This window comes from Pokkaliibacter plantistimulans, assembly GCF_003194385.1.
Lineage (GTDB): Bacteria > Pseudomonadota > Gammaproteobacteria > Pseudomonadales > Balneatricaceae > Pokkaliibacter > Pokkaliibacter plantistimulans.
The window spans coordinates 1-10,276 of sequence record NZ_LAPT01000132.1 but is presented as its reverse complement, the minus strand read 5'-3'; the positions used below and the strand labels follow the sequence as shown (position 1 = coordinate 10,276).

Genomic DNA, 10,276 nt, shown 5'->3' with positions numbered 1-10,276 from the left:
AAACTCCAGAAGAGATACAAGTGGTGCCGTTCACCATGGAAGTTCAACGGATGGCGGCCAATTTCCCGGTAGGCTTCTTGCCGGAACTCGCGATAATTCTGCTCGGCGGGGATCATGCTGCGGCCATCCTGTATGGCGGCGGCCCGCTGGAGCGCATTAACTTGGGCATCGTTGGTGATCGGAACGGTGCGCGCCCGGCCCCCCTTGGTGCCATCCTTAATACTCACGGAGCCAGTTTTCTCGACCTCTCTTAGTGCCCTGACAGCATCCAGCTTGGCCGATTCCTCGAACCGTAGACCAAAATTACGCTGTAGTTCCAGCAAAGCCCCAAGGCGCTCAGAGGCTGCCCCCATAGCAGTATTGTGGGCCGCTTCCGAAACACTCCGGTCGCCAGTGGCGATGCCTGAGCGCTTTGGAAGTCCACCCTCGGAGACGGGGTCTACACGTACCTGTCGGTCGCCTCGCGCAATCTCCATCACCCGATTCACTGCGCTCAGGTAGTTCTGCGCGGTGGATGGCGCGATTTCTCCCCGCTCATAGCGATCATTAAGGTGCGCCGCATAAGCGACCAAATGAGCCTTTTCTATATCACGCATGTCCTTAATGCCCTGTTCGGACTTAATCCAGGCGCCAAACACGCTCCATCGGTCGTGGATCGTGGCTATGGACTGGAAACTCTTCATACCTTCCTTCAGTGCATTCAGGCCTGCCTTGCCCATATCGCGACTTTGGAGACCAAAATTCCGGGAGTCCGGATTAGTCCTCTCTGAGCGCACCGTATGCTCCTCATGATCTTGTTAATCAACTTGTTGCTGGCCCGTCCGTACTCGGTGGTAAGTGAAACGCAGTTTTTGATTAGCTCTGCATGCTAAGGCCAACGCTGGGGATCTCGCCCAGGCACAGGGCAGATAAACCGATGCCCACGGTCATTTAATACGAGCGGTACTGCTATGGAGCGAACTACTCATTCCACTGGCTGGTCTGTTCCGATGGAACAAACTGCCAGCAGATCCGGCTGGTACTGTCGTGTCATTCTCTGGAAAGGAAGCGCGAAGCGCGCCAACCGCCGAAGGCGGTATTGTTCGCGCACATTCGTGCGCGGGGCGAAAGCCTTGAGCCGTTGAGGCACAAGGCTTCCGTCGGGGGCTATACCCCGTCTCTGTTTACGCCTGCGGCGACAGAGACGGGGTGGAGCATCGAGTAAGCCGGAAATCCAGCACTCGTTCTGACGGATGAGGGAGGCCCTCTTGTATTTGGCCGCTCGGAATTGAGCACCAGGAACGCGACATAGCTGTCAGCCAAGTCACGATATGGAAGCCTGATCGCTTGCGAAATGCACAAACGCAGGCAGCAGCAGAACGCTGCAAGCACAGTGATGATAAACATCTGATTTTCCTCCGGGGAGATAGGTTTTAGACGGAGGAGTGCCCCTAGGGGACAGTCCCCCTGAGGGTTAACGAAGTGAAGGCAAACGCCTTGGATTTGGAAAAATGCTGTTTTGGGCCAGCTACCGTTTACAACTCATATATTAATCAAGCTGATAGAGCCGTCAAGCCCATCGTAAAGTCGCTTTTCGGTGGCTTTTTGATGAAGTAGTATCCCACCGCTATCATCGGAACGCCCTGATGATATCAAGAAGTGGTTTTTAGATTGCTTTTGGATAGAGTATCGTGTTTTTACAGATCCATCTTTGAATCACGATTATCAAGAAGTCACTTTTAGGTGCTGTTTGGATTAGATAAGAATATTTTCGCCAGGCGATTATTTCCCCAGCACTGTCCTCAATCAGGTGATTGGCTAAAAATTTATCACTTGGATAGCAGCACAGTGAAAAATAAACATCAATCAAATATTAAAAGGGAAAGTTACTGTTTTCAGTCTGCTCTTTAGGGCCTTCACCGCAATTAAAAGGGCGTGAGTTTTGAGCCAGAATTTTGGGGTCACCCTCGGGCTGGTATTGCAGCCAAGTAAATAAGTCAATTTGTGAACCATCGTTACTACTAGAGAAAAAACCACGGTTTGCAAAGCGTCGATAGACCAACTGTCGCCCTGTACTCAGTAAATATTTATTTAGGCTAGTACGACGAATGAACAATCCATCTCGTCGTTTCTCCTTTGACTCAAAAGCCACTAAATCGCCATTACAATCAACCCATCCTCTCTGCCTATCCCATTGTAGATCCAAAACTTTGACTACGTGCTGGCATGGGACGCTGAGATGTTCGCTCCGTTCAGGCGTCGTATGGGAATAGTCGTACTCCCATTCATCTCCACGTAATAAACTTACCTCTGAGAACTCTATGCCATTTGAGCCTTTGTTGAAGTAACCCTCGTCTGATATCTGATCGAACACGGGACCATCAGGATACTCGGCAAAATAGCCTCGATAGCAACTTGCGCCTTGGCTATCAAATACATCCCTTTCACCAGAGCCATGTTTATAAGCAGTCATCGAGCTATCAACGAACAGGCTGGTGTAGAACAAACTAACCCCCAGGTGCGGTGTGCTCCATGAAACATCATCAGTACTCTTATCGTCGTCTCTGGTGCTTAGGGAAAGTGCTACCCACTCACCACCCGCTTGAGAGGTTCGAACTATGCATTGTCCATGTGATGAGAAGTCATCTGACCATACCCATTGTTTAATATCACTTGTATGCTCTGGGAAAGGATACCTTGAGCCGCGAAGTATTTCGTCTGGATATTCTTGAGTTGGGCTGATGTCTCGAATATCTGTGAGATCCACCTTTCGAACATCGACTGACCACAAATGTTCTGGGCTGGGTATCCAATCGGAGTATGAATCCTTTTTCGGGGTAACATTGTCAGCGAGGATTCCTAAGAGACGGTGGAGCAGTATCCAGTAATATTTTTTGCCAAGTCGATCAGCGTATCCCTTGCGGCCACGACCAGTTCCGAACTCACTGCTAATTGCTCTATCCGTATGAAGAGCACAATCTCTGTAACCAGGATAGCCAAGCTGTAAAGTCTCAGTCATCAACCAGCATGCGATATTCTCATAACTGATATCCGCACTTTCCAGATCGAAATCTGAAATTTTCGATTCAACTTGATACCGCCAAAAGTCCGTCCCAAGCATGTCTCCCCAGAGCTTCATGTTTAACGGCAAGCCCTCTAGATCCAGCAACGGTTGCGCATCATTGAGTGTTGGCCATGAGCTGGGGACAGGAACCTTTGAGGGAAACACATCCAAACTCTTCTTTAGCGCTGCAGGAAGGTCAGCATCCTGCATAACACGGCCTAGCAAACGAATAGAATCCCGTATCAAGACGTTTGGGCTATCGAATGTGGCATTCAACAAGCTCGCCAGTGCGGAGAGGAACTCCTGTTTGCGGCCACGCTCCAGTAAACACGCGCTGTACACAGCTAGTGAGATACTCTCAAGGATGTAGTCATCATCGCATCCATGGAATTCATCGACGAGCCTTCGTCCAAGATCAGGTTGGCTTGCCAAAATCCTTGTGAGCCCCTTCGCAGAAAGATCCCTCACCCGCCGGTCGGCACATGAGGTCAACCAAGCAAGCGCAAACGCCGCCAATTGCCTACTTTCCATAGGCCATCTTTGAATATCTGCATGTAGAGCAGCGTTGATGAGAGACCAGACTGCACCTTTGGCATCGAACGACTTATATGCGGCGACAGAAAGGTAGGCATCGCGATCGACCATTGAAGATTGACGTAGGAATGGCCCAAGCCAATTTGCAGCATTCAAGTGATGATCAGGCACAAGACTAAGACGGAAGAATACTTCGTATACTTGCTGCCAAAGGCCTGGTGTAAATAGCGCCTCATATACGTGACTGTCTATGTCATATGAAATGCTATCGCGTGAACGCCAAGTCAAGCCATTAATAAATATTCGATGTGCAAGCGCCGAATCCAGCCCCAGTCCACTCGCAGTTACTTCTATGCCAGTCTTTTCTGGAAGAACGACCGCTAATGCTTCCAATATACCTTTTTCGTCTGCTGCGAGTGCACTCAACTTTTCAGCTAACTCAGGTATATTTGTGCCTGAGGGTTGAATCACACTTTCGATGAGATTCGTGGCACGAAGAACGTCACCGTAGCGCTGATATCCCAAGCGAATCAGCCAAGAATCATCTTCACCAGATGAAAGTATAACGAGTCCCACTTGCTCAAGTTCTTTGAGCATTGCCTCAGGTGTAATTTCTGCACCAACCAGCCCTTTTAGGGCGGCTGAGCAAACCTCCCATGTCCGCTCGTTTGGTAGATTTTGAGTCAAAACTTCTGCGAGACACATCATGGCGGCCCGCACTAGATTTCGAGGATTGGAATAATGTAACCGCTCCCGGACAAGATCATCACAGTGCTTGAGGTGCCCTTCCAGGAGGGCAACGAATCCAGGGAGGGATACGTCTAGGGTATTACGTCCCTCATCCTTGAGAGTTCTACATGCCAAATGCAGGAACAGTGGATTGCTAAGCTCTGGCGAGAAGAGAGGCGTAATCTCGGTATCAAGCCCATAGTGAGCCGCAAAAGCTTGAACTGCCTCAAATTCTTGGCCAGCAAATCCAACATGCTCAAAGGCAAATCCTGGAAACCGTGAGTCGACGACTAAATTTTGGTATGTATCTCTTGTTGAGACGCACACTTTGATATCGGGATAAGGCCTGCATTGAACCAGAAACTCTGGGAGTTTGTTCTTCCATCGTGCCTCACGAGGGCTCTCATTCAGTGCGTCAATATATATAACGAATGGCAACGCAGTATGCTCTGCACATGCTTGGAGGCACTCGAACAAGGTCGCGCGCGCAATATCTGCTCCAAAGCCTAGTTTGCTGCGTATTACCTCCCATGGCTCTGTCTTGCCAAAGTCGTCACCAAAGACAACCAATGAGTGTCCACCATACGCCAGTCGCCGAAGCGCAGCACTTACAATCGCATGGGTCTTGCCAATCCCGGCGGGACCAACCAATAGCAGAGAGTGTGTTGTTGCGGCACCAACTTCCTGAGAAGTGAGCACAGCTTGTAACTTTAGCGCTTGTTCTTCCCACTTGCGTGCAGCATCCATTTCCCCGGCAGGGAAGGCACACATGTATTCAGCATGGAATTGACGGAATCCAGGAGTGTCTTTATCTCGTCCGTATTTCTCATAGAAGGCCTGTTCCTGAGCCTCTCGCACCTTGGTGAGAAATGGTAATAGGCTTGCCAAGTTACGGCAGACATCACTGATCCCCGAAGCGCTCAACAAGGCATCCTTCATGCCATCGCACTCTGCAATAACCTGGTCAATCAACTTGCGAGCTGTTGCGGTATCAGCGTCGCCCAAGATAATTAGCGCCTTGTCTCCCCAGCCCTTGAGCGATCGAATTTCAGCGATGGTTGGCGCTAGTGATTCGTCGCGCCAAGCCTGAAAGTCACCGATCCCGCCAAAGAAATCGAGCCCAATATGCGCACTTGTGACAACGTCAAGAGCGGCAGTGTACCTTGGGCCCGCAAACGCCGTTGCCTCCTCTAAACAATGTTGAATTTGCGCGTTTGTCAGCACCGACTCATCAAACCAGTACCTGCGCATCCCGCCGTTTTGATCTAGTTTTAACAATTGGCTCTGAATAACCGCCGCAGTACATGGAATGATCCTGAGCATAGAGCCTCGGGCACTTGCTTCAGCCTCCACCTTGCATTTCCACTCTTCGAATCGCTCGGCTTGGCTTTTGCCTCGCTTTCCAGCGGCTACCCGTCCGGTGAGATCGAAGGGAATATACACCCAGTATTCGGACAGATTCGGGTGATTCATGAGCGCAGTTTGCAGTGAGCCATCAATCTGCCCAAGCTCTGCCAAATCAAGCTTAAAGAAATATTTGGCCTGAATACCTAGAACGGAACCCTCTGGCGTGCGGAAATAGGCCTCGACACCACCATCGCCGCCATCACCCCTCAAACTCACAAAAGTTGAGCCTTTAGGTGCTGTACAAATACTTCGAAAAAGCTGAACCGAGAGAGCCTCAAAACTATCATTACGGCTTTTCGGGGTACTGCGAATTTGCTTGAAGTCGATTGTTGTCACCAGTCCCTCTCAGTATTTCTAAGCCGCACCATCAAAATATGACTTGTTCTCTTGGAACAATGTATAAGGATGCTCAATTAGCCATACCACACTGAAGGTATCGGCTGTCAATGGGCCACTTTTCTATTATCCAGGTGAGGTGTGACTCTTTTTACGTTCCTCACTTCACGCTCAAAGGCTCTATGCCGAACATCCCACAACTCTACTGAGTGCTGAATATTGAGCCAGAACTCCGGCGTATTACCCAAGGCCGCAGCCAGCTTGATTGCCATGGGCGCGGTCAAAGCCCCCTTGTCGTGAACGATCCGACTCAGGGTGTTTCTGTGCACACCCATGGCTTCAGCCAGTTCGTTGATCTCAATGTTCATAGGCTCCAGGAACTCGGTCACCAGCATCTGACCGACCGTTACTGGGCGACGTTTTGTGTTCCTCATAACCTTATCCTCCACTAGCCCCTGTAAACATGGGGGTCCAGATAGGTATCTTGGGCAATGCCATCGATCCATCTGAAGATCAGCCGGTATTGCTTGTTTACCCGGATGGAACACCACCCGGCCATATTCCCTTCAAGGTGCTCGAAGCGGTTACCCGGAGGGATTCTCAAGTCTGACTCCTGGGTCGCTGCGTCCAAGATCTCCAGCTTCCTGAACAATGCACCTTCGATGGTACTAGGTATCCTCCTGTGGCTTTGGTCATCCTCGTAAAACGCTTCCAGCCACGTGTCTCTAAACTCGACAGCCATATCGTGCGATTCTCTTTACTTCATGATATGCACAACATAATTGTGCGTCAACTGGCTTGATTCCGACTGGAGTGTCCCGGATGGTTACTCCAATCGTTGGTATATGGGATGGTTGCACGGACAAGCCGCCTATAGGTATGACGAGACCAGATCGGCTACCTTCTGGTGAGCCGCTTTCCGCTCCTCGAAGTACTCATGCCTATCATAGATACCATCTACTCCTCCCTGCCGATGGTTGGTGCAGAGACGCGCAATGTGACGCGGCGTCCCAACTGAGGAGGCTAGGCTTCTGAAGGTTCGCCTGAGATCATGGACGGTGAAGTGCTTGATGTCGCCCATTACGTTGGGTGGCTGGATCTTCCGTCCTGCTTCTCGTCCAAACAGCTTGGAGATCGCACGATTCAGGGTGTCAGGCCCCATATGGGGCAGTTTGCTGCGGCGCCTGGCTGGGAAAACGTACTCAGAACCCAGTGATCTTACTTTGAGCTCATTCAGCCACTCCATGGCTTGGCCTGGTAGAGGTATAGAGATTGGGATTCCGGTCTTTATCCGCTCCTGAGGTATGTGCCAAACATACTGCCCCAGATCAAATTCTGACCAGGGGGCCTCGCACAACTCGCTTTTCCGGTTCCCGAGCACCAGGAACAGGCAGCATGACAGGTAGTTGTCTCTGCCAAAGCTGTTCAGATGCTTCCTGAAAACTTTGAATACCTGTTCTACTTCGTCCAGCTTCAGCGCTCTGGCTCGGGATTCTTCGAGTCCCCCGGCATCGTTGATGGTGAAAGGTGATGCAGGATTGTTTGCGGTCAGCTCAAGCTTTACTGCGTGGTTGAAGAGCTGCTTCATGTAACCCAGGGTGTCGTTCGCAACGGTTGGACGCCCGCTGTCTCTGACTCGATGGATGACTTCTCGAACATCAAGCGCTGTTACATCATGAATTTTGAGCTCACCGATGACTGGTTTGATGTCTTTGTTGAAAATCCTGGCCGGAATATTGGGATGCTTTAGTCTGGGGAGCAGGTCATTCGTGTACCAATCCTGGAACAAGTCATCGACGCTGCTGATCCTGATCCATTTCTGGCGTTGTTTGGCAATCAACGGGTCGACTCCCTGACGGAGTTCGCGCTTGAAGACTTCTGCCTCTGTTCGAGCATCTGCCAGTGACATGTCGGCATACTGACCCAGTGTCATCTGTTTGCGTTTTCCATCCATGCTATATCTTAGAGCCCAGTATGGGCTTCCCGAGTCCGGGACGACGAAGTACAACCCTTTACCGTCTGACTTTCGTATTGGCTCTCCGGCCTTTGCAAGTGCAGCAACTTGCTTCGCTGTCATGGCCATTGGCCCTCCTATTACTCACCATTTAATGTAAGCATACAGAGCCATTACTCACCAGTTAACTCACCGCATGAATGAAACAAGATGAAACCAAGCAAGATAAGATGAAAAGAAAAAGCCCTTTAGGATCAGGGCTTTTTCAATGATAAGAAGGTGTTGGAAAGCAAGGGAAAACTATTCAATATTCTGTACCTGCTCGCGCATCTGTTCGATCAGTACCTTGAGCTCCACTGCCTGCTGGGTGGTATCAGCCACAATCGACTTGGAGGACAGGGTATTGGCTTCGCGATTCAGCTCCTGCATGAGGAAATCCAGACGGCGGCCAATGGAGCCGCTCTGTCGCAGCACACGCTTCACTTCCTGAATATGGGTGTCGAGGCGATCCAGCTCTTCGGCGACGTCAGCCTTCTGTGCCAGCAGCACCATTTCCTGCTCCAGCCGGGTGGGGTCCAGTTCAATCTGCAGCTCCGCGAACTTGTCCAGCAGTTGCTGGCGCTGGCGTTCAAGAATGGCAGGCAACAGATCACGCACCTTGGCAACGATGCTGCTCATGGCCGTCAGCCGTTGCAGTATCAGCTGGGCCAGCTCGCCGCCTTCACGCTGACGGCCCTGTACCAGCTCGGCCAGCGCTTCATCAAACTGATCCAGCGCTTCAGCCTGTACCTCGGCCAGATCGTGCTCACTGCTCTGCAGCACGCCCGGCCATTGCAACACTTCCAGTGGATTGAGCTTGCCTGCCTTGGGCAATAGCGTCTGTACCTGATCGCAGGCGTCCAGCAGGCTCTGCAGTAACGGCTCATTGATGACCATCGACCCCTGTCCGGCAGCCGCCTGAAAGCGCAGGGTGCACTCCACCTTGCCGCGTGACAGGTGCTGACGCAGCTTTTCCCGAAGGCCGGTCTCCAATTCACGCAGGTTGTCGGGCAGGCGCAGGATGGGCTCCAGATAACGATGATTGACGCTGCGAATCTCCCACACCAGGGTGCCCCATTCCTGCTGGATTTCCTTACGGGCAAAGGCGGTCATGCTTTGAGTCATCTGTCGTCCCTCGAACACTGCGTAATGGTGGATGATCTGGTATTCTAGCACCCGGTCCCGCCGGGCCTGAACTTATGGAATGTACGGATTCTGCATCTGCGTGAGAGCAGTCACCTGCTTATGGCAGGGGTGATGTCAGTACCTTACTTCCGTGGCGTCTTAATCTGCGTGATCCGTATCAGCTCAACAAGGTACTTTGTGCATGTCTTCATCTCTGTCTGATCAGCTCAAACAACTGGGTATCGATTTTATGCGTCCCAGTGGCCGTCGCGTCGATCAGATGCGCACTGTGCGCATCACCCGCAATTACACCAAACACGCCGAAGGTTCGGTCCTGGTGGAGTTCGGTGACACCAAGGTGATCTGCACCGCCAGCGTGACCCGTGGCGTACCTCGTTTCCTCAAGGGCCAGGGCCAGGGCTGGGTAACCGCCGAGTACGGTATGCTGCCGCGTGCGACCAGCACCCGCAATGATCGCGAAGCAGCCCGTGGCAAGCAGGGCGGCCGTACCCTGGAAATCCAGCGCTTAATCGGTCGTGCACTGCGTGCTGCGGTCGACATGAAGAAGCTGGGAGAAAATACCATCAATATCGACTGCGACGTGATCCAGGCCGATGGCGGTACCCGCACAGCCTCCATCACGGGTGCCTGTGTGGCTCTGGTGGATGCACTCAACTTTATCCGTCAGGACAAGTCCTTCGGCGTCAAGCATGACCCGCTAAAGCAGATGGTGGCCGCGGTTTCCGTGGGTATCTACAAGGACAAGGCCGTGCTGGATCTGGACTATGACGAAGATTCCGCCGCCGAGACCGATATGAACGTGATCATGACCTCCAACGGTGGCTTTGTCGAAGTGCAGGGTACTGCCGAGGGCGAATCCTACAGCCGCGCACAGCTCAACGAGATGCTGGAGTTGGCTGAGCAAGGCATCAAGGAACTGTGCACACTGCAGCGGGCCGCGCTGGCTGGCTGATCTGCCACAGTCTGACAACAAAGGGCCGCAACCGCGGCCCTTTGTCGTTTTTGGGTGCTAACAGGCTGTTGAAAAACGTCATCGAGGCAGCCGAGACAAGGAAATACCCCGAGGGCACAAGAAACAGGCGAAAAAG

The 10,276-nt window shown here is 51.8% G+C and carries 7 protein-coding genes; 1 reads left to right on the top strand and 6 read right to left on the bottom strand.

Features of this window, described 5'->3' with window-relative positions; genetic code table 11:
* From WH50_RS23425 to WH50_RS23400, 6 genes are all read right to left on the bottom strand, one after another.
* Positions 1-719: integrase domain-containing protein (locus tag WH50_RS23425; protein WP_243410248.1), on the bottom strand; the 719-nt coding region annotated here is incomplete at its 3' end.
* Between the two features lie 1,133 nt (positions 720-1,852).
* The gene (locus tag WH50_RS23420) at positions 1,853-6,049 is read right to left on the bottom strand and encodes an NACHT domain-containing protein (RefSeq protein WP_110189615.1); all 4,197 of its coding nucleotides are present in this window, start codon (positions 6,047-6,049) and stop codon (positions 1,853-1,855) included.
* A 107-nt stretch (positions 6,050-6,156) separates the two neighbouring features.
* A complete protein-coding gene (locus tag WH50_RS23415; protein WP_110189616.1) occupies positions 6,157-6,483 on the bottom strand; it encodes a HigA family addiction module antitoxin in 327 nt (108 codons plus the stop codon).
* A gap of 14 nt (positions 6,484-6,497) precedes the next feature.
* Positions 6,498-6,791, bottom strand: coding sequence for a type II toxin-antitoxin system RelE/ParE family toxin (locus WH50_RS23410; RefSeq protein ID WP_110189614.1), 294 nt, complete (start codon positions 6,789-6,791; stop codon positions 6,498-6,500).
* A 129-nt stretch (positions 6,792-6,920) separates the two neighbouring features.
* On the bottom strand, positions 6,921-8,132 hold the full coding sequence (locus WH50_RS23405) for a tyrosine-type recombinase/integrase (RefSeq protein ID WP_110189613.1): 1,212 nt from the start codon (positions 8,130-8,132) through the stop codon (positions 6,921-6,923).
* Positions 8,133-8,303: 171 nt separating this feature from the next.
* On the bottom strand, positions 8,304-9,167 hold the full coding sequence (locus tag WH50_RS23400; protein WP_110189612.1) for a YicC/YloC family endoribonuclease: 864 nt from the start codon (positions 9,165-9,167) through the stop codon (positions 8,304-8,306).
* Between the two features lie 202 nt (positions 9,168-9,369).
* On the opposite strand from WH50_RS23400, the gene rph reads away from it, so the two are divergent.
* On the top strand, positions 9,370-10,140 hold the full coding sequence (gene rph / locus WH50_RS23395; protein ID WP_110189611.1) for a ribonuclease PH: 771 nt from the start codon (positions 9,370-9,372) through the stop codon (positions 10,138-10,140).
* Positions 10,141-10,276: the final 136 nt, after the last annotated feature.